At 73.5% G+C, this 20,188-nt stretch carries 22 protein-coding genes; 17 read left to right on the top strand and 5 right to left on the bottom strand.

Translation table 11 applies throughout. The features are described 5' to 3' along the window. Nucleotides 1–22 precede the first annotated feature (22 nt). The 3 genes from IF99_RS0102395 (at nt 23) to ybaK (ending at nt 2,454) form a co-directional block, all read left to right on the top strand. Nucleotides 23–1,027, top strand: coding sequence for a hypothetical protein (locus IF99_RS0102395; protein WP_030994604.1), 1,005 nt, complete (start codon nt 23–25; stop codon nt 1,025–1,027). A 157-nt stretch (nt 1,028–1,184) separates the two neighbouring features. Next, a complete protein-coding gene (locus tag IF99_RS0102390; RefSeq protein ID WP_030994603.1) occupies nt 1,185–1,925 on the top strand; it encodes an LON peptidase substrate-binding domain-containing protein in 741 nt (246 codons plus the stop codon). A gap of 28 nt (nt 1,926–1,953) precedes the next feature. Then, on the top strand, nt 1,954–2,454 hold the full coding sequence (ybaK, locus tag IF99_RS0102385; RefSeq protein WP_030994602.1) for a Cys-tRNA(Pro) deacylase: 501 nt from the start codon (nt 1,954–1,956) through the stop codon (nt 2,452–2,454). A 33-nt stretch (nt 2,455–2,487) separates the two neighbouring features. Here the strand turns inward: ybaK and IF99_RS30495 are convergent, their stop codons facing one another. The 3 genes from IF99_RS30495 to IF99_RS0102370 all read right to left on the bottom strand — a co-directional run bounded on the left by IF99_RS30495 (nt 2,488) and on the right by IF99_RS0102370 (nt 5,300). Continuing rightward, nucleotides 2,488–3,153, bottom strand: coding sequence for a hypothetical protein (locus IF99_RS30495; protein ID WP_037826324.1), 666 nt, complete (start codon nt 3,151–3,153; stop codon nt 2,488–2,490). A gap of 178 nt (nt 3,154–3,331) precedes the next feature. Continuing rightward, nucleotides 3,332–4,171, bottom strand: a complete 840-nt coding sequence (locus IF99_RS0102375) for an ABC transporter permease (protein WP_030994600.1) — start codon at nt 4,169–4,171, stop codon at nt 3,332–3,334. 118 nt (nt 4,172–4,289) lie between these two features. Next, the gene (locus IF99_RS0102370) at nt 4,290–5,300 is read right to left on the bottom strand and encodes an ABC transporter ATP-binding protein (protein WP_030994599.1); all 1,011 of its coding nucleotides are present in this window, start codon (nt 5,298–5,300) and stop codon (nt 4,290–4,292) included. 161 nt (nt 5,301–5,461) lie between these two features. Between IF99_RS0102370 and gvpO the strand changes: the two genes are divergently transcribed. Genes gvpO through IF99_RS0102320 form a run of 10 tightly spaced genes read left to right on the top strand, consistent with a single transcriptional unit; the run spans nt 5,462 to nt 11,037 of the window. Then, nucleotides 5,462–6,037, top strand: coding sequence for a gas vesicle protein GvpO (gvpO, locus tag IF99_RS35680; RefSeq protein ID WP_107048921.1), 576 nt, complete (start codon nt 5,462–5,464; stop codon nt 6,035–6,037). A 55-nt stretch (nt 6,038–6,092) separates the two neighbouring features. Next, nucleotides 6,093–6,551, top strand: coding sequence for a gas vesicle protein GvpJ (gvpJ, locus tag IF99_RS0102360; RefSeq protein WP_030994597.1), 459 nt, complete (start codon nt 6,093–6,095; stop codon nt 6,549–6,551). Next, the gene (locus IF99_RS0102355; protein ID WP_030994596.1) at nt 6,548–7,285 is read left to right on the top strand and encodes a GvpL/GvpF family gas vesicle protein; all 738 of its coding nucleotides are present in this window, start codon (nt 6,548–6,550) and stop codon (nt 7,283–7,285) included. Before gvpJ ends, IF99_RS0102355 begins: the two co-directional genes overlap by 4 nt. Before the next feature lies 1 nt (nt 7,286). Continuing rightward, nucleotides 7,287–7,568, top strand: a complete 282-nt coding sequence (locus IF99_RS0102350) for a gas vesicle protein GvpG (protein ID WP_030994595.1) — start codon at nt 7,287–7,289, stop codon at nt 7,566–7,568. Continuing rightward, nucleotides 7,561–8,208 carry a hypothetical protein gene (locus IF99_RS0102345; protein WP_030994594.1) on the top strand — a complete coding sequence of 216 codons (648 nt, stop codon included), beginning with the start codon at nt 7,561–7,563 and terminating at the stop codon, nt 8,206–8,208. Before IF99_RS0102350 ends, IF99_RS0102345 begins: the two co-directional genes overlap by 8 nt. Nucleotides 8,209–8,212: 4 nt before the next feature. Continuing rightward, nucleotides 8,213–9,319: an SRPBCC family protein gene (locus tag IF99_RS0102340; RefSeq protein ID WP_030994593.1), complete on the top strand. Its 1,107-nt coding sequence runs from the start codon at nt 8,213–8,215 to the stop codon at nt 9,317–9,319. Then, nucleotides 9,316–9,738 (top strand): gas vesicle protein, encoded by a 423-nt coding sequence (locus IF99_RS0102335; RefSeq protein ID WP_030994592.1) that lies wholly within the window; start codon nt 9,316–9,318, stop codon nt 9,736–9,738. The genes IF99_RS0102340 and IF99_RS0102335 overlap by 4 nt, the downstream gene beginning before the upstream one ends. Next, nucleotides 9,735–10,511, top strand: a complete 777-nt coding sequence (locus IF99_RS0102330) for a GvpL/GvpF family gas vesicle protein (protein ID WP_030994591.1) — start codon at nt 9,735–9,737, stop codon at nt 10,509–10,511. The genes IF99_RS0102335 and IF99_RS0102330 overlap by 4 nt, the downstream gene beginning before the upstream one ends. Nucleotides 10,512–10,528: 17 nt before the next feature. Further along, complete coding sequence (locus IF99_RS0102325; RefSeq protein ID WP_030994590.1) at nt 10,529–10,738, top strand: gas vesicle protein; 210 nt, start codon at nt 10,529–10,531, stop codon at nt 10,736–10,738. A 5-nt stretch (nt 10,739–10,743) separates the two neighbouring features. Beyond that, the gene (locus IF99_RS0102320; protein ID WP_030994589.1) at nt 10,744–11,037 is read left to right on the top strand and encodes a gas vesicle protein K; all 294 of its coding nucleotides are present in this window, start codon (nt 10,744–10,746) and stop codon (nt 11,035–11,037) included. A 193-nt stretch (nt 11,038–11,230) separates the two neighbouring features. On the opposite strand, the gene IF99_RS0102315 is transcribed toward IF99_RS0102320, so the two are convergent. Beyond that, on the bottom strand, nt 11,231–12,541 hold the full coding sequence (locus IF99_RS0102315) for an NYN domain-containing protein (protein ID WP_030994588.1): 1,311 nt from the start codon (nt 12,539–12,541) through the stop codon (nt 11,231–11,233). A gap of 296 nt (nt 12,542–12,837) precedes the next feature. On the opposite strand from IF99_RS0102315, the gene IF99_RS34230 reads away from it, so the two are divergent. Next, complete coding sequence (locus tag IF99_RS34230) at nt 12,838–13,002, top strand: hypothetical protein (RefSeq protein ID WP_199806439.1); 165 nt, start codon at nt 12,838–12,840, stop codon at nt 13,000–13,002. Between the two features lie 171 nt (nt 13,003–13,173). On the opposite strand, the gene dnaE is transcribed toward IF99_RS34230, so the two are convergent. Then, complete coding sequence (gene dnaE, locus IF99_RS0102305) at nt 13,174–16,719, bottom strand: DNA polymerase III subunit alpha (RefSeq protein WP_030994587.1); 3,546 nt, start codon at nt 16,717–16,719, stop codon at nt 13,174–13,176. A 211-nt stretch (nt 16,720–16,930) separates the two neighbouring features. Here dnaE and IF99_RS0102300 point away from each other — a divergent pair, with 211 nt between their 5' ends. From IF99_RS0102300 to IF99_RS0102290, 3 genes are all read left to right on the top strand, one after another. Next, on the top strand, nt 16,931–18,268 hold the full coding sequence (locus tag IF99_RS0102300; RefSeq protein ID WP_030994586.1) for a DUF2252 domain-containing protein: 1,338 nt from the start codon (nt 16,931–16,933) through the stop codon (nt 18,266–18,268). A 149-nt stretch (nt 18,269–18,417) separates the two neighbouring features. Beyond that, entirely contained in the window at nt 18,418–19,107 is a 690-nt protein-coding gene (locus tag IF99_RS0102295) for a hypothetical protein (RefSeq protein WP_030994585.1), read from the top strand. A gap of 76 nt (nt 19,108–19,183) precedes the next feature. After that, on the top strand, nt 19,184–20,038 hold the full coding sequence (locus IF99_RS0102290; RefSeq protein WP_030994584.1) for a thioredoxin domain-containing protein: 855 nt from the start codon (nt 19,184–19,186) through the stop codon (nt 20,036–20,038). The last annotated feature ends 150 nt before the right edge of the window (nt 20,039–20,188 follow it).

Here is a 20,188-nt window from a genome sequence, read left to right as displayed (position 1 = left end):
GCGCTCCCATCTGCGGTTTTCAATGGCCCGTACCATGCGTTCCCTGCTCGCCCTGCGCCGCGCCGCCCGGACGGCCCGGCACACCGCCCCGCTCCCGGACGGGCTGCCCGCCGACGAGGAGTTGCTGCTCGACGCGCCGGAGCCCTGGCTCGCGCCCGCGCTCGTGGCGGCGGGGGCGGGCGACCACGAGGCGGCGGCGAAGCTGCTCGCGACGACGCGGGAGCGCGCGCGGTGGGAGGTGCGGGACCGCGCGGTGCGTCGGCTCGCCGCCTTCGCCGCGCGCCGCCCCGAGTGGTACGCGCACTGGACGGCGACGGCCCCGCACGACCCCGGCCTGCTCCTCCTGCGCGCGCAGGTCGCCGTCCACGCCGCCTGGGAGTCGCCCGTGCGCGCCGAACTGCTGCGGGAGACCGCGCCGCTCGTCGCCGCGGCGGCCGGGGCCCAGCCCGAGGACCCGGTGCCGTGGCGGCTCGCGCTCGACGTGGCGCGGGGCACGGGCGCCGGGCACGCGGTCTTCACGGACCTGTGGGAGCGGGCGGCGCGGCGCAGCCCGCACCACGACGGCTCCCACGTCTCGGCGCTGCTCTATCTCTCGGCGGCCTGGCACGGCTCGCACGGCGAGTGCTTCGACTTCGCCGAGCGCGCCGCCGAGGACGCCCTCCCCGGCTCGCTGAGCCAGGCGCTGCCGCTGCGCGCCGCGTACCTGTGGCTGCGCGCGGAGGGGGCGGGCGACGCCGTCCCCGGGGAGCGCGTCGTCGCGGCGGCCGAGCGGGCGCGGGCGCTCTCGGCGCGGTTCGCCGAGGGCGATCCGTGGCCCGCCGAGGTGCGCAATCTGCTCGTGTACGTGCTGGTGCGGCTGCGGGCCTGGGACGCCGCGCTCCAGGAGGTGCGGCGGGTGGGGCCGCTCGTGACCTCGCTCCCCTGGGCGCGACTTTCCGACGACCCGCTCGCGCGGTTCATGGACGTGCGGGACGGTGTGCGCGTCGAGGCCGCCGCGGCGGCCCACCCGCGCGGGACGGACGCCTGACGGGGGGCTCGGCGCCGAACCGGAGTGCGGGAGGCGGTGGTACGGGGCTCAGGGAGCCCCTGGGCGGGGGTCGGGGCGTGGCGGTACGGGGACGGCGCGGCGCGGAGTGCGCGAGGGCGCGGCGCGGGGGCGTCCCGGCGCATTAGGCTTGCCAGCCGTGACGACCGTCCGATTGCCTCTCTTCCCGCTGAACTCGGTGCTCTTCCCCGGGCTCGTGCTTCCCCTCAACATCTTCGAGGAGCGTTATCGCGCTCTCGTCCGCGACCTGGAAAAGCTCCCCGAGGAGGAGCCGCGCCGTTTCGTGGTCGTGGCGATCAAGGACGGCCTGGAGGTCGCGCCGAGCCTGCCGGGGCTGCCCGGCGAGGACGCGAAGCCCGATACGCGGGCGGGGGCCGGGTTCGGGCCCGATCCGCGGCGGGCCTTCCACGAGATCGGGTGCGTCGCGGACGCGGCGAGTGTGCGCGAGCGGCCCGACGGCGGGTACGAGGTCCTGACGACCGGGACGACGCGGGTCAGGCTCGGCGCGGTGGACGACTCGGGCCCGTACCTGACGGTGGAGGCGGAGGAGCTGACCGAGGAGCCCGGGGACGACCCGGAGGCGCTCGCCGAGGCGGTGCTGCGGGCGTTTCGCGCGTACCAGAAGCGGCTCGCGGGGGCGCGGGAGCGGACGCTCGCCGCGGGTACCGAGCTGCCGGACGAGCCGTCCGTCGTCTCGTACCTCGTGGCGGCGGCGACGATGCTCGACGTGCCGACGCGGCAGCGGCTGCTCCAGGCCCCGGACACGAGTTCGCGGCTGCGCGAGGAGGTGCGGCTGCTGCGCGCCGAGACGGCGCTCATCCGGCACCTGCCCTCGCTCCCCGCGATGGAGCTGACGCGGACGCCGACCAGCCTGAACTGAGGCCGCCCACCCGGAGCGAGAGAGGCCGATGGCGAAGAAGACGAAGAAGAACCAGGCGGGCGGCACCCCGGCGACGGTCGCGCTCGCGCGGGCGGGCACCGCGTACACGCTGCACGCCTACGCGCACGACCCCGCGCACCCCTCGTACGGCGAGGAGGCGGCCGAGGCACTCGGCGTGGCGCCGGACAGGGTCTTCAAGACGCTCGTGGCCGAGGTGGACGGCGCCCTGACGGTCGCGGTGGTCCCGGTCGCGGGCACCCTCGACCTCAAGGCACTCGCGGTGGCGACGGGCGGCAAGCGCGCGGTGATGGCCGACCCGGCGGCGGCCGAGCGCACGACGGGCTACGTCCGCGGCGGCATCTCCCCACTGGGCCAGCGCAAGGCCCTGCCCACGGTCATCGACGACTCCGCCGCGTCCCACGCCACGATCTGCGTGTCGGCGGGCCGCCGCGGCCTGGAGGTCGAACTGTCCCCGGGGGACCTGGCGACCTTGACGAAGGCGGTGCTGGCCCCGATCGGGCGGGGCTGACGCGGCGGGACCGACGCGGCGGGCGCGCCCGGCTCAGCCCGCGGGCGGCGGCGCGTACGGGGCCGGGGCACCCGGGCCGTCGCGTCCGTCGCGGCCAGGACCGCCCGTGCCCTCGGGCGCCGTGTCCCCGCTTCCGGTCGCGCCGCCCGCCGGGGCCGGGTCGGGCCGGCGCTTCGGTGCGTCGCTCGGGGCCGTCCAGGCGGGGACGCCGTCCGGGCCGTACGGCGAGGGGTCGCGGGGGCCGAAAGCGGCGGTCAGGAGGAGGTGGACGGCGCAGGCGGCGAGGGGCCAGGCCAGGAGGGTGCCCTTGGCGGCGAGCTTCAGGGGGGCGTCGAAGGTGACGTTCTTGCCGACCTCCTTGGCATGGGCCACGACGTCCTGCGTCGGCCCGAGCCACACGCCGAGCCGCCAGGCGACGACCGAGCCGAGCAGCGCGCCGGCCGCCATGCCGAGGACGAGCGTCGCGCCCCCGGCGCGGCGCCACAGGAAGACGGTCAGTCCGGTGAGGACGCCGAGCCCGAGGCCGATCAGGGCGAACGTGCCGTCCGCGCCGATGGGCTGCTCGCCCTCGCTGTCCTTGAGGTACACCGCCTTGCCGTCCGCGACGAGCGGCACGCGCGGCGCGAGCCACAGCCACAGCGCGCCGAAGGCGAGCCCGAGCACGACCAGCGCGAGGGCGAGCAGGACGCCGCGCCTCACCTGCGCTCCCCCGCTCTCGGAAGGCTGCTGCGCGGGGTCGTACGGGGGCGGGGGCGGTGTCTGGGGAGCGCTCACCGGCCCATCGTGCCAAACGCGCCCCGGGACGGCCGTTCGAGGGGTGCCGTGCGGGGCACGCGGTGGACGGACGGTGCGGCGCGCGGGTGGTCCGGCGGCGGGTTCAGCGGGGTCCCGCGACCGCCGCGCGCCGGTACGCCCAGGTCGCCACCGCGAGCGAGACGACCCCGACCCCCGCGCAGACGCCGAGGTCACCGAGGACGACGAGCCAGTCGGGGTGCGCCGTGAAGGTCCTCGCGAAGGCTTCGACCCCGTACGTCGAGGGCAGCAGGTCGCGGCACCACTGGATCGGCTCGGGCAGGTGGTCGGCGGGCAGGACGCCGAGGAGCAGCGCGGCGGACATGCCGAGCTGGCCGAGCAGCGTGGCGAGTTCGGGGCGCGGCGCGAGCAGCCCGAAGGCGGCGCCGAGTCCGGCGAGCGCGGCCCCGGCGAGGGGCACGACCGCGAGGAGTATCCACACGTGCGAGACGGGCAGCCCGAAGAGCCCGCAGCCGACGAGCGCGGTGACGAGGGTGCCCGGCGCGGTGAAGGACGCGTACGCCCCGGCGGCGCCGAGGACGACGGCGGCGGGCGGCACGGGGAGGGTCGCGTAGTGGTCGAGCCCGCCGGTGGCGCGGAGCTGGCCGAAGTACTGGGCGAGCAGGTTGAGCGCGACGAAGGCGACGACGAGGACGGCGGACCCGGCGACGACCGCGCGGGCTTCCGCGCCGCCGTCGACGACCCCGCGCATGAGGATCATGATGCCGACCGACTGGAACGTCGCGACGAAGAGCAGCGGGATGCGGGCCACACGGGCCCGCGAGAGCTGGGCGCGGTAGACGGCGCCGAGCGCGGGCAGCAGGCGGGCCCGCGGCGCGAGCGGCGCGGGCTCGGTGGCGGGCCCGTCGCCCCGGCGGGGCCGGGCGCGCACGGTGCCGGACACCTCGATCGGGGCGGCGCTCACCGGCGGCCGTCCGCGTCGTCGGCAGGGTCCACCAGATCCACCGGTACGGCTGTCACGGTCCGCGTGCTCCTGTTCGCTTGCGCCGGGCTGGTGCCCGTCGGCCTGCCGTTGCGGGGGCTCACGCCTTGACCAGCCCCTTCGTGCTTCCCCCGAGGGAGAGGTAGACGTCTTCGAGGCTGGGGGTCGTGAGGGTGAAGTCGTCGAGGGCGAGGAAGGCGGCGCCGCCGGTCACGGCGGAGACGGCCGCGCGGGCCTCGTCGGGAGCGAGCCGCAGCGTCCAGCGCCGCCCGGACTCGGTCGCCGAGGCCCGCAGCGCCGCGACCTCGGGCACGTCGAGGGGCGCCCGCTCGCGCCACACGAGGTCGAGCCTGACCTCGTGGGCGACGCGGGACTTGAGCCCGGAGGGTGTGTCGCAGGCGATGACGCGCCCCGCTTCGAGCACGGCGACCCGGTCGAGCACGGTCTCCGCCTCGATGACGTTGTGGGTGACGAGCAGGACGGTGACGCCCTGTTCCTCGCGGCGCCGGTCGACGGCGGCCCACACGGCACGGCGCGCGACGGGGTCCATGCCGGTCGTGGGCTCGTCGAGGACGAGGACGGAGCGGTCTCCGACGAGGGCGGCGGCGAAGCAGGCGAGGCGGCGCTGGCCGCCGGAGAGCTTCTTGAGCGGCCGGGCTGCGAGTGCGGTGAGGCCGAGTTCGTCGAGGATCGCCTCGCGGGCCGTTCGCACCGCGGCGGCGTCCATGCCGCGCAACCGGCCCGTCGTCTCGACGGCCAGGGACACGGTCAGCTCGTCGAGCGCCGTCGACTCCTGCCCGAGGTAGGCGAGCAGGCGCGCGGCGCGCTCGGGATGGCGCACGAGGTCGTGGCCGAGGAGGTGGACGGAGCCCGCGTCGGGGCGCATGAGCCCGGTGAGTTGCCGCACCAGCGTGGACTTGCCCGCCCCGTTGGGGCCGAGGAGGCCGAAGATCTCGCCGCGGCGGACATCGAGGTCCACCCCGTCGGTGGCGCGCACGGCGGGGGTGGGGGGCCGTCCGCGGCGCCCCCGCACGGCCGGATACGTCTTGACCAGCTCACGCACCGCGCACACGACCTCGCCGTCGCGCGCCAGTGCCGTACCCGTGTCCACGACACCCGAGGCTACTGGGTCGGGGCCGGGGCGCGGCGCCCGGGGCCCGCTCCGGTCCCGGCCCCGGCGTGTCGGCCCGGACCACCGCACCGGCCGTACGCGGGACCCGGATGGCTCCCCTCACCGCGCGCGCCCGCACGGCGATGCCGGACGGTTTCCCCATGGCGGAAACGCGCGGTACACGCAGAGCTACCCACAGTGGTGGCACGAAGAGCACAGGCGGCTCCCGGCCGAAGACGGCCTCGGGCACGTCCCGGCCGAAGAGCACCTCCACGAACACGTTTAAGAGCACGGCGAAGAGCGCGGCGAAGAGCAAGGCCACGAGCCCTCCGAAGGGCACGGCGAAGAGCACGGCCACGAGCCCGCGCGCCAAGAAGAGCGCGTCCCCGCGGGCGACGGGCGCCGCGGGCTCGAAGGCGGCGGACCGGTCCCGGGCGCCGCACCACGGCTCCGGCGAGACCTCCGGGGAGGTCCCCGCCGCGGTCTCCCGGCTGCGCGAGATCGCCACCGAGGCCGCGGACGAACTGGCGGCGCTCATCGGCCACGAGGCCGAGGGCGTCTCGGCGGTGCGGCGAGGCGAGGCGGGGTGGCGGGTCGAGGTCGACGTGGTCGAGGTGCACCGCATCCCGGACACGACGAGCCTGCTCGCCACGTACGAGATGTCGCTCGACGAGGAGGGCCAGCTCGTCGAGTACCGCAGGCTCCGGCGGTTCCGCCGGGGCTGGGCCGACGGCTGAACCGAACCGGGCCGCACCGGACGGGGGCCACACCGAGCTAGGAGCACGTCCTGCCATGACAATCCAGACCGAGTACACAGAACCCGCCGCCGTCCTGTGCGCACCGCGCGCGGGGACCCTCTACGACGTCCTCGAACTCATCCTCGACCGCGGCATGGTCATCGACATCTTCGTCCGCGTGTCCCTCGTCGGCATCGAGATCCTGAAGATCGACGCCCGCGTCGTCGTCGCGTCGGTCGACACGTACCTGCGCTTCGCCGAGGCGTGCAACAGGGTCGACCTGTCGAACGACCCGTCCAGCCGCACGGTCCCCGAGCTGTTCTCCGGGGGCACGGCGGGACTCGCCGGTGCCGGCGCGAAGCGCGCCGCCCGTTCGGTCGGCGACAAGGTCAAGGACACGCTCGGCGTCGACGGCGGGGACGAGGACGGGGAGGACCGTGAGGAAGCGCGCGAGTCCCGCTCCCGCCACCGCCCGGCCGCTGCCGCGCGCCGCCGCAGGAGTGAGGCCGCGTGAGCGCCCCCGGCCTCTACGTCTACGCCGTCGTCCCCGAGGACACGGAGCCGGCCGGCCTCTCCGGGGTCGGGAGCCCGGCGCGGGAGCCGCGCGCGGTGCGCGCGGCGGGCCTCGCCGCGCTCGTGGGCCCGGCGCCCGCGCCGCTGCGCGCCAAGCGCCGCGACCTGCTCGCCCACCAGCGGGTCCTCGACGCGCTCGCCGCGCGCGGTCCCGTCGTCCCGATGCGCTTCGGCGTCGTGGTGGACGACGAGGAGGCGGTGCGCGAGGACCTGCGGCGCGGCGCCGAGCGGTACCGCGCCGCGCTGGAGCACGTGACCGGGCGGGTCGAGGTCAACATCAAGGGCACCGTCTCGGAGGAGGGCCTGCCCGCGCTCCTGCGCGCCGACGCGCGGCTGCGCGGGCTGCGCGACGAGGCGCGGGCCCGGCCCGGGTACGAGGCCGAGGTGCGGCTCGGCCGCGCGGTCGCCGAGGGGCTCACCCGGCGGGCGCGGGAGGCGGCGGGCGCGGTGCGCGCGGCGCTGGAACCGCTCGCCGTGGAGTCCTGCCAGGGCGCCGTGGACGAGGGCACCGTCCTCAACGGCTCCTGGCTGGTGGACGCCGACCGCCTCGACGCCTTCCGCGCCGAGGCGGGGCGGCTCGCGGGCCGCTCGGCGCCGTACCTCGCGCTCGTCCTCACCGGCCCGCTGCCCTGCTACAGCTTCGTCGCCGCGCCGCCCGTCCCGGTGGGTGCCTGATATGGGCCTCGTCGGCGGCGTCCTGCTGCTGCCGCTCGCGCCCGTGCGCGGCGTCGCCTGGGTCGCGGGGCAGATCGCGGACGAGGCGGAGCGCCGCCTGTACTCGCCCGCCGCCGTCCGCGCCCGCCTCGCCGCGCTCAACTCCGCCTTCGAGGCGGGCGAGATCGACGAGGCCGCGTTCGAGGCCGAGGAGGACCACCTGCTCGGCCTGCTGGAGAGCCGCTCCCCCGTCATGTCCCCCACACACCCGTCCCCCAGAACGTTGGGAATGCCCGATGGATGACTCGGACAAGCTTGTTCTCGGTAGCGCCCTCGTCGGCGGCTACCTGCTCGGGCGCACCCGCAAGGCACGGCTCGCCCTCGTGGTCGCCTCCTGCCTCGCCGGCAAGCGCCTCAATCTGACCCCGCAGGACCTCCTCACCTCGGCCGTGCGCAAGCTGCGCGAGACCCCCCAGTTCGCCGAGCTGAGCGACCAGGTGCGCGAGGAACTGCTCACCGCCGGGCGCGCGGCCGCCGACCGCCGCCTCAGCGCCCTCGCCGATACCCTCGCGGCCCGCACCGCCGCCCTCCTGGAGTCCCCGCGGGCCGGGGAAGAGGAGGAAGAGGAGCCGGAGGAGGGCGAGGAGGAACCCCGGGACGAGGAGGACGAGGAGGAAGGCGAGGAGGAGCCGGAGGAGGAAGAGCCCGCGCCTCGCCGTTCGTCCCGCCACCGGCGCCCCGCCAAGAAGGCGGCGAAGAAGGCCCCGGCCAAGAAGGCCCCGGCCAAGCGGCCCCCCGCCAACAACCCCGGCGCCAGGAAGGCTGCGGCGCTCAGGGGCCAGCCCACGCGCAAGGAGCCCGCGAAGCCCGCCAAGAAGGCGGCGAAGCGCACGACGAAGAGCACCGCGAAGCGTTCGGCTTCGCGTGGCGGACGAGGGAGGTAGGGCAATGGCTGCGGAGCATTCGGGCCTCGACCGTCTCAAGGAAGAGTTCAACGGTTACCTCGGCGCCCAGGGCGGCAAGCTGGCCGAGAAGGCGGGGCATTCCCTCAGCGGGCTCGTCGAGAAGCTCGGCGAGGGTGGCGGCGGCGGTGGCATCGCCGGGATCGGCGGGCGCATCCTCAGCGGCCAGAACCCCCTGCGGGCGATCGCCGGGCAGAAGGCCAAGGACCTCACGGGCGGCGTGACCGACAAGGCGAAGAGCCTCTTCGGGGGCGGCGGGGGCGGGGACGACGGCGGAGGCGGCGGAGGGGGTGGCGGAGGCGGGGGCGAGAACGTGAAGACGACGAACATCATCGAGACGGTCGACATCGGCAAGCCCGTGCGCACCGTCTACGACCACTGGACGCAGCTCGCCGACTTCCCCGGCTTCACGAAGGGCGTCAAGGGCGTCAACCAGGAGGACGACGTCACGACGCAGTGGCAGATGAAGATCGGCCCCTCGGCCCGCAGCTGGAAGGCCACGACGCAGGAACAGGTCCCCGACGAACGGATCGTGTGGACCTCCGAGGGCGCCCAGGCCTCGACGACCGGCTGCGTCAGCTTCCACGAGCTGACCCCGGACCTCACCCGCGTCGTGGTCGTCGTCGAGTACGAGGCGTCCGGCTTCTTCGAGAAGACCGCCAACCTCTGGCGCGCGCAGGGCCGCAGGCTCCGCCTCGACCTCAAGCACTTCGCCCGCCACGTCACCCTCCACGAGGACGACGAGATCGAGGGCTGGCGCGGCGAGATCCGCGACGGCGAGGTCGTCCGCAGCCACGAGGAGGGCCTGGAGGACGACGAGAACGAGGAGAACGGCGCGGACGAGGAGAACGGCGAGGAGGGCGAGGACGAGGAGGGTTACGAGGACGAGGAGGCTCCGGAGGAGGACGAGGAGGAGCCCGAGGAGGACGAAGGGGACGAGGAAGAGCCGTACGAGGACGAGGAGGAACCCGAAGAGGGTGAGGAGGACGAGGACGAGGAGGCTCCGGAGGAGGACGAGGAGGAGCCCGAGGAGGAGGAAGAGCCCGAGGAGCGTCCGCGCCGCCGTCGCAGGGCCCGGGGTGCGGCCCGATGACCGTCGACCTGACCACCACACCCCTCGACCCGCCCTCGCACGCCGCGCAGCCCGCGAACCTCGCCGACATCCTGGAACGGGTGCTCGACAAGGGGGTCGTCATCGCGGGAGACATCAAGATCGACCTGCTCGACATCGAACTGCTCACCATCCGGCTGCGGCTCTTCGTCTCCTCGGTGGACACCGCGCGCAAGGCGGGCATCGACTGGTGGGAGACCGATCCCGCCCTGTCCTCGCGCGCCGCCCGCGAGGAACTCCGCGAGGAGAACAGGGAACTGCGCGCACGCCTCGCCGAACTGGAGCGCCTGGGCGTGCCCGGGCACGGGAGCGAGGACGCCGCGGGGAGCGAGGGCGACCCCGCGCGCGAGAACGCCACGGGGCGCGAGAAGGCCACCCGGCGTGAGAAGGAGAAGGCATGACGGACGCGGCGACGGCCGTCTGCGTCTTCGCGGTACGGCGCGGGCGCGGGCCCGCGCTCCCCGCGGGGCTGACCGGCCACAGCGACGGCGGCGAGGTACGGCTCATGGCGGCAGGCGACCTGTGGGCCGTCGTGCAGGAGGTGCCCGCCGCCGGGTACGACGACGCGGCGCTCCGGGCGCGGTGCGCCGATCCGGCCGAGCTGGAGCGGCTCGCCCGTACCCACCACGCGGTCGTCTCGGCGGCCGCCGCCGAGTGGCGTGCCGTGCCCCTGCCGCTCGCGACGCTCTACCACGACGAGCACGGGGCGCGCAGGGGACTGCTCGCGCACGCGGACCGCTTCGACGCCGTGCTGCGGCGCGTGGCGGAGCACGCCGAGTGGGCCGTCAAGGTGCACCGCGAGGCAGCACCCTCCGTGTCCCCCGCCCCGCCGCCGTCCGGGCGGCCCGGTGGGGGGCGCGACTACCTGGACCGGGTACGGGCCAGGCAGCGCGCGCAGCAGTCCGGGCACGAGACGGCGCTGCGGATCGCGGACCAGGTCGACGGCGCGGCGCGCGAGGTGGCGGCCGAGGGGGTGCGGCGGCCGTTGCACGGCAAGGAGGTGACGGGCGAGAAGCGCTCGCAGGTGCTGAACGGCGCCTACCTCGTGCCACTCGCGAAGGCCACCGCCTTCGAGGAGCGGATCGCGCGGGAGCGGGCGGCCCTCCCCGAGGGGTGCACGCTGGAGCTCGCGGGGCCCTGGGTCCCGTACTCCTTCACCGGGGAGCCGGCGTGAGCGCGGCGGGGGCGCCGGTGGCGTGGACCGGGCCGGACAGCGGGGCGCCGCTGGGGGTGCCGCTCGTGGACCTGCTCGACCGGGTGCTCGGGGCGGGGGTCGTGGTGAGCGGGGACCTGGTGCTCGCCATCGCGGAGGTCCCGCTCGTACGCATCTCCCTGCACGCGCTCCTCGCCTCGGTGAGCGAGTCCGTACCCGCCCCCTGGAACGACGGAGGCCCCCTGTGACGCACATGCTCCCCGGTCCCGCGAAGCCTCCGGCGACCCTCGATCTCGACCCGGCGGCGGTGGGCCGCGACCTCGCCGCGCTCGTCCTGACGGTCGTCGAGCTGCTGCGGCAGCTGATGGAACGGCAGGCGGTGCGGCGCTTCGACTCGGGCGACCTCACGAACGAGCAGGAGGAAACGGTCGGCACGGCGTTGATGCTCCTCGACGAGCGCATGACGGAGTTGTGCGAACGCCACGGTCTGCGCCGCGAGGACCTCAACCTGGACCTCGGCCCGCTCGGGACCCTGCTGCCGAACTGAGGCGGGGCGGGGGACGGGCACCCGCGGGCCTCCCTGCTCGCGAAGACCGGAACCGCTCCCCCACCGCCCGGCTCCCCGCGCCCGCGCATCCCGCGCGCGCCACGGTGACCTCCCCCGCCTCCCCGGGGGAGGTCACCGTCTTTCCCGGGGGACTCACCGCCCTTCCGGCGGGCACCGCCTTCCCCGAGGGGGGTCAGCGCCCGGTCGTCGCTCCTGCCTCCACGCCCGTCTCGCGCCAGAAGCCCGCCCTGATCGCGTAGCGGTCGTTCTCGTCGATCTGGTCGTCCTTGTGCGCGAGGAGGCCGAAGCGGGCCGCGTAGCGCAGGAGTTCGCCGTCGATGCGGTGCGGGATGCGGGGGTAGAGGGGGGCCAGGCGCTCGCGGGCCGGGGGGTGCGGCGGGAGACGGGCGAGCCAGCGGCGGGCGAAGACCTGGCCGACCTCGAAGGGGTCGCCGCCGACCGTCGTGATGTCCTCCTCGCGGTCCGCCCACCTCTGTTCGGCGGTGGTGAGCTGGGCGAGCGTCGGGAGCGCGGCGGCCTCGGGCGGCTCGCCGCCCGGCCGCTCGACCCAGCCCTTGTCGGAGGACCACCTCAGGGTCGCGTTCGGCGCGGGCTGGGGGGCCGGGGCGGGGGTCTTGAGAGCCGCGAGGTCCTTCGGCGTGGGGACGACCCTCCCCCCGGCCCGCTCCCCCGCCTGCCCGTGCTCCTCGGAACCGGAGCCCGCACCGCCCCCGGCACCGCCCGCCTCGGCACCCGCACCCGGTCCGGCCGCGGGGCCGACGCCCGCACCGCCCCCGACGCCCGCCTCCGCTCCGGCCCCCGCACCGCCGGGGCCGGACGCGCGCGGCACCGGGGGCGCGCCGTCGCCGTCGGGGAGCGGCGCCGAGAAGATCGCGGTGATCTCGGGGCTGCGCGAGCCCGTCGGCAGCGCGCAGGGCCCGGGGGCCTCCTTGGCGCGGATCGCGCCCGTGATCCACTGCCGGTCCAGGACCCTGCGCTCGTCGGCCTCGGCGACGAGGTCCTCGGACTGGTTGTAGTCGCCGTCCGCCGCCTGAACGGCCCACAGGTGCACGGCGACCCCGTGCTCCTTTGCCGAGACGAGGCCGGGCAGGAGGTCGCCGTCGCCCGTCACGAGGACGACGTCGGAGCAGGCGCGATTGCGGGCCAGCTCCGTGAGTTCGGCGTGCATCGCCGCGTCGACGCCCTTCTGGGCCCAGCGCCCGTCACTGCGCGTCAGGGCGCCGAGCCGCACGGTGACGCGCGGGCGGACGCGGAGCCTGCGGTGCTCGGGCTGCGGCACGCGGTCGGGGGCGCCGTCGAACCAGTAGATGCGGAGCAGGGGTTGGCCCGTCTCCTCCTCGGCCCGCTCGCGCAGCCGCTGGATGAGCGCGGCGTGATCGACGGTGATCCGGGAACGCGAGGGATCACCGGCCAGCAGACTGGCGGCGGCACCGAGGAGATATCCGGCGTCCACCAGGACAACGCAGCGGTCCACGCGTTCCACCCTCTTCCCTCGCGACCCGGGGCCCGCTTCCGTCTCGGGTGACAGAAGGCGGTTTCGCTCCGGCTTCGCTTCGAGTCTGCCCGACCGTACGAGGGTTAACGGTCCGAACTCGATCATCGGCGTGCCGTTTCCCCGCACGCATCGTCGCCACGGTCCGTTACCGGCCGTGTCACGGCGCGCGCACGCCACTCCCCCGCACCCCTCACGCAGGGTAATTATCCGAAATGCGTTCTTTGTCGGGCCGTGTGAGAGTGAGCGCGTACCTGGCCCCCAGACTTCCCAGGAGGAAGATTCCCATGGCCAAGAACAAGAACCGCAAGCAGAGCGCCCAGAACCGCTCCTCCGCCGAGGCCGCGGGCGCGCGGGCCAAGGAGACGTCCACCGAGGCGCACCAGGCGTCCCAGGCGACGCCGGGGGACATGGCCCGCAAGGGGCGCGAGCGGCGCTTCGGCCACAACTGACCCCGGGGCCGGGTCGCGGCCCGTACGTCTCCCGGTGTCCCGCACCCCCGGGACGTACGAGAAGGGGCGCCACCGTCGCGCGACGGTGGCGCCCCTTCGGCACGCGCGGGAGCCGTGGCGCCCGCGCGAGGACCGCGGGACCCGTACGGCTCCCGCCCGGCCCGCGCGCCCCTACCCCGCCAGGCAGGACGGCCCGAGCAGCACCTTCAGGTCGCCGAAGAGCGAGGGATCGGGCTGCACCCGGTGGCGGTCCAGGCGCAGCACGGTCGTCTTGCGCGGCCCCTGGAGCTTGATGCGCACCTCCGAGTTGCCCCGGTGGCTGCCGAGCACCTCGCTCAGGCGGCTGATCATCGGCGGCGTGACGCGGGTCGCCGGGATGGTGATGACCACGGGCGCGTTGGTGCCCGCGTTCGAGAGGTCGGGGACCTGCATCTCCATCGCGACGAGGCGCGGGATGTCCTCGCGCTTGTCGAGGCGGCCCTTGACGAAGACGACGGTGTCCTCGACGAGCTGGGTCGAGACGAGCTGGTAGGTGGCGGGGAAGAACATGCACTCGATGGAGCCCGCGAGGTCCTCCACCGTGGCGATCGCCCACGCGTTGCCCTGCTTGGTCATCTTGCGCTGGAGGCCCGAGATGATGCCACCGACGGTGACGACGGCGCCGTCGCCGAAATCGCCGCCCGTGAGCTGCCCGATCCCCGCGTCCGCCTTGTCCGAGAGGACGTGCTCCAGGCCGAAGAGCGGGTGGTCGGAGACGTAGAGGCCGAGCATCTCGCGCTCCTGCGCGAGGAGATAGCTCTTCTCCCACTCGTCGTCGCCGAAGGTCACGTCGAGCCCGAAGCCCGGCTCGTCCTTGCCGTCGTCGTCGCCCATGCCGCCGAAGAGGTCGAACTGCCCCTCGGCCTCCTTGCGCTTGACCGCGACGACGTTGTCGATCATCGGCTCGTACTGCGCGGTGAGGCCCTTGCGGGTGTGCCCGAGCTGGTCGAAGGCGCCCGCCTTGATGAGCGATTCCGTCGTGCGCTTGTTGCAGACGACGGCTTCGACCTTGTCGAGGTAGTCGGGGAACGAGGCGTACTTCCCCTTCGCCTTGCGACTGCGGATGATCGAGTCCACCACGTTCTGGCCGACGTTCCTGACCGCCGTGAGACCGAAGAGGATCACGTCGTCGCCCTGGGCCGCGAAGTTCGCGAGCGACTCGTTGACGTCCGGCGGCAGCACCCGGATGCCCATGCGCCGGCACTCGTTGAGGTAGACGGCCGACTTGTCCTTGTCGTCGCGCACGGAGGTGAGCACGGCGGCCATGTACTCGGCGGGGTAGTTCGCCTTGAGGTACGCGGTCCAGTAGGTGACGAGGCCGTACGCGGAGGAGTGCGCCTTGTTGAACGCGTAGCCCGCGAAGGGGACCAGGACGTCCCACAGGGCCTGGATCGCCTCGTCGCTGTAGCCGTTCTTGCGGGCACCGGCCTGGAAGAGGACGAAGTTCTTCTCCAGTTCGTCGGCCTTCTTCTTGCCCATCACACGGCGCAGGATGTCGGCCTCGCCGAGCGAGTACCCGGCGACGATCTGGGCGGCCTTCTGCACCTGCTCCTGGTACACGATGAGGCCGTAGGTGAGCCCCAGGACCTCCTTGAGGGGCTCCTCCAGCTCGGGGTGGATCGGGGTGATCTCCTGCTGGCCGTTCTTGCGCAGCGCGTAGTTCGTGTGCGAGTTCATGCCCATCGGGCCCGGCCGGTACAGGGCCGAGACGGCGGAGATGTCCTCGAAGTTGTCCGGCTTCATGAGGCGCAGCAGGGAGCGCATCGGGCCGCCGTCGAACTGGAAGACGCCGAGCGTGTCGCCGCGGCACAGCAGGTCGTACGTCTTCGGGTCGTCGAGCGGGATGGCGAGGAGGTCGAGTTCCTTGCCCTTGTTGGACTTCACCATCTTGACGGCGTCGTCCATGATCGTCAGGTTGCGCAGGCCCAGGAAGTCCATCTTCAGCAGGCCGAGCGACTCGCACTGGGGGTAGTCCCACTGCGTGATCGTCACGTTGTCCGTGTGCCGGACCCAGACCGGGGCGTGGTCGATGATCGGCTCGCTGGACATGATGACGCCTGCGGCGTGCACGCCCATCTGCCGCACGAGGCCCTCGACGCCCTTGGCGGTGTCGATGACCTTCTTGACGTCGGGCTCGTTCTCGTACATGGCCCGCACTTCGCCCGCCTCGGAGTAGCGCGGGTGCGTGGGGTTGGTGATGCCGTCGAGGTCGATGCCCTTGCCGAGGACGTCGGCGGGCATCGCCTTGGTGATGCGGTCGCCCATCGCGTACGGGTAGCCGAGGACGCGCGCGGAGTCCTTGATCGCGTTCTTGGCCTTGATCTTGCCGTACGTGCCGATCATGGCGACCTTGTCGGCGCCGTACTTCTCGGTCACGTAGCGGATGACCTCGACGCGCCTGCGTTCGTCGAAGTCGATGTCGACGTCGGGCATCGAGATGCGCTCGGGGTTGAGGAAGCGCTCGAAGATCAGCCCGTGCTCGATCGGGTCGAGGTCGGTGATGCCCAGCGCGTACGCGACGATCGAGCCGGCCGCGGAGCCTCGCCCGGGGCCGACCGCGATGCCGTTGTTCTTCGCCCACATGATGAAGTCGGCGACGACGAGGAAGTAGCCGGGGAACCCCATCTGAATGATGACGTCCATCTCGTACTCGGCCTGCTTGCGCCGGTCCTCGGGGACGCCCGCCGGGAAGCGGCGCTCCATCCCGCGGCGGACCTCCTCCTGGAACCAGGTGATCTCCGTGAAGCCGTCCGGGATCTCGAACTTCGGCATGAGGTCGCGCTTCTCGAACATGCCGGTCGTGTCGATCTGCTCGGCGACCAGGAGCGTGTTGCGGCAGCCCTCCTGCCAGGCGTCCGAGGAGTCGATGGCGTACATCTCGTCGGTCGTCTTGAGGTAGTAGCCGGTGCCGTCGAAGCGGAAGCGGTCCGGGTCCGAGAGGTTCTTGCCGGTCTGGATGCACAGCAGCGCGTCGTGGGCGGTGGCCTCGTGCGCGTAGGTGTAGTGCGAGTCGTTGGTGACGAGCGGCGGGATGCCGAGCTTCTTGCCGATCTCCAGGAGCCCGTCACGCACCCGGTGCTCGATGTCGATGCCGTGGTCCATCAACTCCAGGAAGTACCGGTCCTTGCCGAAGATGTCCTGGTAGTCGGCCGCCGCCTTGAGCGCCTCCTCGGGCTGCCCGAGCCGCAGCCGCGTCTGCACCTCGCCGGATGGGCAGCCGGTCGAGGCGATGAGGCCCTCGGACCACTGCGAGATCGTCTCCTTGTCCATGCGGGGCCACTTCTGGAGCCAGCCCTCCGCGTAGGCGTCGGAGGAGAGCTTGAAGAGGTTGTGCAGCCCGGTGCTGTTCGCCGCCCAGATCGTCTTGTGCGTGTAGCCACCGGAGCCGGAGACGTCGTCGCGCTTCTGGTGCGGCTGGCCCCACTGGATCTTGCGCTTGTTGCGGCGGGACTCGGGCGCCACGTACGCCTCGATGCCGATGATCGGCGTGACACCCGCCTTCTTCGCCTGGTGGAAGAAGTCGTAGGCGCCGTGCAGGTTGCCGTGGTCGGACATCGCGATGTGCGTCATGCCCATCTCGTTGCACGCCTGGAACATGTCCTTGAGCCGCGCCGCGCCGTCCAGGAGCGAGTACTGCGTGTGCACGTGCAGGTGAGTGAACGGCGGTTTGGCAGGCACGGTTCCTCCGGGGGCGGGGGCGGACACAGGGACCCGGGAAGTCTACGGTTCCGCACGGGGCCGGGGTGGCCCCGGATCGCCCGAGGGACGCGTCCCCGCACGCCGGACGGGCTTTATTTCCCCTCCGCCGGAACCCTCACCCGGCTGCCGCTCGTTCCCGCTCGGGGAGTTGATTCCGTCCCCTGGTTCACCGCCCAAGGAGGCAACCGCGATGTCCGTCCCGCAGCCCACCGCCCTCTCCGCACCGGAGCGGGGAGAGCACATCCTCGGCGTGTTCGACACGGCCTTCGGAGAGCTGCTGACGGCGGACCCCGCCGCCTTCCGGGTCAAGTTCCGCAAGATGGCGGCCTCCGCCTTCGCCTTCTACCGCGGCACGGCCTGCCTCTTCTACGCCGACCTCGCGCGCGAGCAGCACACCGGCCCGTACCTCGACGAGCGCACGAGCCGCGTGTGGGTGCACGGCGACCTCCACGCCGAGAACTTCGGCACGTACATGAACGCCCGCGGGCGCCTCGTCTTCAACGTCAACGACTTCGACGAGGCGTACGTCGGCCCCTTCACCTGGGACCTCAAGCGCTTCGCCGCCTCGGTCGCCCTCATCGGCTACGCGAAGGCGCTCAGCGACGCGCAGATCACCGAGCTGGTCACGGTCTACGCCGACGCCTACCGAGAGCGGATCCGCCAGCTCGCGACCGGCGCCAAGAGCGACGAGGTGCCGCCCTTCACGCTCGACACCGCCGACGGCCCGCTGCTCGGCGCGCTGCGCGAGGCCCGCTCGCTGACCCGCTTCGGGCTCCTGGAGTCGATGACCGAGATCCGCGAGGCCGAGCGCCGCTTCTCCGCCGGTCCCGGCACGATCGAGCTGGACGCGGCGACCCGGTACAAGGTCCTGGCCGCCTTCGACGGGTACCTGGAGACGCTGCCCGAGGCGAGCCTCGCGCGGCCCGACTCCTACCGCGTCAAGGATGTCGTCGGCAGGCGCGGCATCGGCATCGGCTCGGCCGGGCTGCCCTCGTACAACATCCTCCTGGAGGGGAACAGCGACGCGCTGGAGAACGACGTCGTGATCTATCTCAAGCAGGCCCAGACCCCCGCCGTCTCGCGGCACGTGGACGACGCGGCGGCGCGCGCGTACTTCCGGCACGAGGGGCACCGCACCGTCATCTCGCAGCGCGCCCTCCAGGCGCATGCCGACCCGTGGCTCGGCTGGACCGAGCTGGACGGCGCCGGGCAGCTCGTCGCCGAGGTCTCCCCGTACGCGGTCGACCTCGACTGGAGCGACATCGACGAGTACGAGGAGATCGCGGCCGTCGTCGCCGACCTCGGGCGCGCCACGGCCGCGATGCACGCGGCGGCGGACGACGAGAGCGAGCACTCGGAGCTGGTGCCCTTCTCGACCGAGCGGGCCATCGACGCCGCGATCGCCGCCGACGAGGAGGGCTTCGCGCCGCTCCTCGTCGATTTCGCGCACGGGTACGGAGCGGTCGCCCGTCGTGACCACCAGATCTTCGTGGACCTCTTCCGCAACGGCCGCATCCCCGGGCTGTGAGCGACCGTCCGTCCCCGGGGTGTTGTCCCGGGGACGGACGGATGATTCCCTTGCGCCACACGGCTTCGCGGTGGCGCCCGTCACCCCGGGCCTTTCCACAGCATCCTTTTAGGGCTCGCTTAACCGGGCCCGTGGCAGACTCGACAGCGATGGACATATCAGGGACCCAGCTCAGAGCACTGCGCGCGACGTTCTTCACCGCGCTCGTGGTGACGCTCTCGGCTGCCTCCCACGTGATCCTGACCCGCTCGCCACTGCCCCTCACGCCGCTCCTCGTGGTCGCCGGGGTCGTCTTCGCGCTCGCGTACGCGCTCGCGGGCCGTGAGCGGCGCTACGGGGCCATCGCCGCGCTCCTCGTCCCGCTGGAGCTCGCCGCCGACACCGTCTTCACGACGGGCCAGCACCTCTGCTACGGCGAGGGCGGCGGCCCGGTCGCCGGACCGCTGCGCAGCGTCGGCATCGACGTGCTGTGCGGCGGCGGCCCGGTCGGTGTCCCTCTGAGCCACTTCGCCGGGGGCGAGCCCACCGGCGCGGCGACCCTGCTCACCGACCCGCGTCCGGGTGCCGCCTGGCTGCTGCTCGGCACGCACCTGGCCGTCGGGATGCTGGCGGCGGCGTGGCTGCGCGGCGGCGAGAAGGCCCTCGCGCGGGCGCTCGGCTCGCTCACCTGGTTCGCCTTCCGGCCGCTGCTGCTCGCCGTGGCCTGCGCCACCGCCCGCTCCCGCGCGGCCCGCACGCGCCCGGCCCTCGGCCTCGCCCGCGCCGCCCGCCCCCACCTGCTGCTCCTGGCCCACTCCGTAGGACGCCGGGGACCTCCCGCGGTCGCTCTCGCCGCCTGAAGTCCCCTGCCGTGCCCGCGGGCACGGCCTCGTCTCGCACGTCCTCACACGTCTTACGGATTACGGAGTCACCCCCATGAGCCAGCGCAACAGCCAGCAGGCCAAGGCCACCGCCCGCGAGCGGCTGCGCGCCGAACGCGAGCGCCAGGCGAAGAAGGACGCCCGCAAGCGGCAGTTCCTCGTCGCCGGCGGCGTCGTCGCCGTCCTCGCGATAGGCGCCGGGATAGCCGTCGCCGTCGCCCAGGGCAACAAGCCCTCGCAGTGGGAGGCCGCGACCTCGGACACCCTCGTCAAGCCGAAGAACACGAGCGGCCCGAACGGCACGACCGTGCTCCTCGGCAAGGACTCGGCGAAGAAGACCCTGACCCTCTTCGAGGACCCGCGCTGCCCGATCTGCTCGCAGTTCGAGCAGACCGTGGGCCCGGACCTCCACGCGGACCTCGAAGCGGGCAAGTTCAAGGTCGAGTACGTCGGCGCGACGTTCCTCGACGGGGACTCGGGCTCCGGCAGCAAGATCGACCTCGGCAGCCGGGGCTCCGGCTCCAAGAACGCCATGAGCGCCCTCGGCGCCGCGCTCAACGTCAGCCCGGACGCCTTCCTCGACTACAAGAACGCCATGTACGCGAAGAAGTGGCACCCGGACGAGACCGACGACAAGTTCAACTCGGACTCCTACCTCCTCAAGATCGCCGCGACCGTCCCCGCGCTCAAGGACAACGCCACCTTCGAGAAGCAGGTCAAGGACGGCACGTACGACCGCTGGGCGATCGAGATGAGCAAGAACTTCAACAAGCAGTCCGACAAGTACGGCGTCACCGGCACGCCCTCGATGGTCATGGACGGCAAGAAGGTCGTCGGCAGCGACGGCCAGAACGCCCCGATGACCGCCGCGGACTACAGGACGGCGATCGACACGGCGCTGAAGGGCTGATCACCCGGCCCCGCTGAGGGGCCGAGGCCCCGGCCACCGGGAGCGGCGGCCGTTCCCGCGGTACGGGGACGGCCGCCGCTCCCGTGCGCGCGGGAGGGGGGCCGCCGCCCCCGGCGTGCGGACGGCGCCACTCCCCTCCGTGCGGCTCGC

It is taken from the genome of Streptomyces sp. NRRL F-5630 (assembly GCF_000719475.1).
In the GTDB taxonomy this organism is placed as follows: Bacteria; Actinomycetota; Actinomycetes; order Streptomycetales; family Streptomycetaceae; genus Streptomyces.
This window is presented reverse-complemented; position numbering and strand designations above follow the sequence as displayed.

What these genes read in the sequence shown, in the direction of transcription:
- IF99_RS0102395 (WP_030994604.1), top strand. Translation starts at nt 23, where the DNA reads ATGGCCCGTACCATGCGTTCCCTGCTCGCCCTGCGCCGCGCCGCCCGG.
- ybaK (WP_030994602.1), top strand. Translation starts at nt 1,954, where the DNA reads ATGGCGAAGAAGACGAAGAAGAACCAGGCGGGCGGCACCCCGGCGACG.
- gvpO (WP_107048921.1), top strand. Translation starts at nt 5,462, where the DNA reads ATGGCGGAAACGCGCGGTACACGCAGAGCTACCCACAGTGGTGGCACG.
- gvpJ (WP_030994597.1), top strand. Translation starts at nt 6,093, where the DNA reads ATGACAATCCAGACCGAGTACACAGAACCCGCCGCCGTCCTGTGCGCA.
- IF99_RS0102350 (WP_030994595.1), top strand. Translation starts at nt 7,287, where the DNA reads ATGGGCCTCGTCGGCGGCGTCCTGCTGCTGCCGCTCGCGCCCGTGCGC.
- IF99_RS0102345 (WP_030994594.1), top strand. Translation starts at nt 7,561, where the DNA reads ATGGATGACTCGGACAAGCTTGTTCTCGGTAGCGCCCTCGTCGGCGGC.
- IF99_RS0102340 (WP_030994593.1), top strand. Translation starts at nt 8,213, where the DNA reads ATGGCTGCGGAGCATTCGGGCCTCGACCGTCTCAAGGAAGAGTTCAAC.
- IF99_RS0102335 (WP_030994592.1), top strand. Translation starts at nt 9,316, where the DNA reads ATGACCGTCGACCTGACCACCACACCCCTCGACCCGCCCTCGCACGCC.
- IF99_RS0102330 (WP_030994591.1), top strand. Translation starts at nt 9,735, where the DNA reads ATGACGGACGCGGCGACGGCCGTCTGCGTCTTCGCGGTACGGCGCGGG.
- IF99_RS0102320 (WP_030994589.1), top strand. Translation starts at nt 10,744, where the DNA reads ATGCTCCCCGGTCCCGCGAAGCCTCCGGCGACCCTCGATCTCGACCCG.
- IF99_RS34230 (WP_199806439.1), top strand. Translation starts at nt 12,838, where the DNA reads ATGGCCAAGAACAAGAACCGCAAGCAGAGCGCCCAGAACCGCTCCTCC.
- IF99_RS0102300 (WP_030994586.1), top strand. Translation starts at nt 16,931, where the DNA reads ATGTCCGTCCCGCAGCCCACCGCCCTCTCCGCACCGGAGCGGGGAGAG.
- IF99_RS0102295 (WP_030994585.1), top strand. Translation starts at nt 18,418, where the DNA reads ATGGACATATCAGGGACCCAGCTCAGAGCACTGCGCGCGACGTTCTTC.
- IF99_RS0102290 (WP_030994584.1), top strand. Translation starts at nt 19,184, where the DNA reads ATGAGCCAGCGCAACAGCCAGCAGGCCAAGGCCACCGCCCGCGAGCGG.